The 883-nt window shown below is 72.5% G+C and carries 1 protein-coding gene; it reads right to left on the reverse strand.

The window, feature by feature from the left end; genetic code table 11:
• Positions 1–787: cytochrome d ubiquinol oxidase subunit II (locus AC08ON_RS08215; protein WP_476616728.1), on the reverse strand; the 787-nt coding region annotated here is incomplete at its 3' end.
• Positions 788–883: the final 96 nt, after the last annotated feature.

Here is an 883-nt window from a genome sequence, read left to right on the forward strand (position 1 = left end):
CGGCCGCGATGCGGGCGGCACCGAACTGCTCGCGCCAGAGCGCGACGAGGGCGCCGATCCCGCCGAGGGTGGACAGGGCTACCAGGGGAAGCGAGCGGTCCCTGAACCGGCCGGCGACCTGCGGGGCGTCCGCCCACAGCAGGGGCAGCAGGATCGCGGCGAGTGCACCGCAGAGCACGGCGCCGCCGATGGCCCGCCGGCGGAAGTCGGCCACCAGGTGCGCGGTGGCCGGGGAAGAGGCGGCGTCCCGGCAGAGGTAGACGGCGGCGAGGAAGGCCGTCGCGGCGACCGCGAAGGCCCCGCAGACGAGCCCGAACGGGCTGCGCACCGGCGCGAACGGGTCGTCGGTCGACAGATCACCGCTGGCCAGAGCCGCACCGGCCACCCCGAGCGCGAACGGGGCGATCGTCGAGGAGACCGCGAAGACGTGCCCCCACCAGTGGTCGGGACCGGCCCCACCCGCCCCGTAGGACCGGTACACGTACGCGGCGCCACGCAGCACGATGCCGACGAGGGCCACGGACAGCGGCACCTCCAGAGAGGAGCCGATCACCCCGTAGGCCTCGGGAAACCCGCTGAACATCGCCACCACGATGAAGATCAGCCAGACATGGTTGGCCTCCCACACCGGGCCGAGTGACGCCGAGATCAGTTTCCGCTGGTCGCCAGCGTGCCGGCCGCGTGCCAGCAGGTCCCACACCCCGCCACCAAAGTCCGCGCCACCGAGCAGCGCGTAGGCGGTGAGCCCTACCACCATGATGATCAGAAGGAGGTCAGCGCTGGTCATCAGTCTTCTCCCCGCCCGCCGAAACCGGTGCTGCCGTCGGATCCCGTTCCCGTTGTCTCACCCGGGTGCGCCGAACCGCGGGATCCCTCGGGACCG

It is taken from the genome of Frankia sp. CoWAU3 (assembly GCF_977971855.1).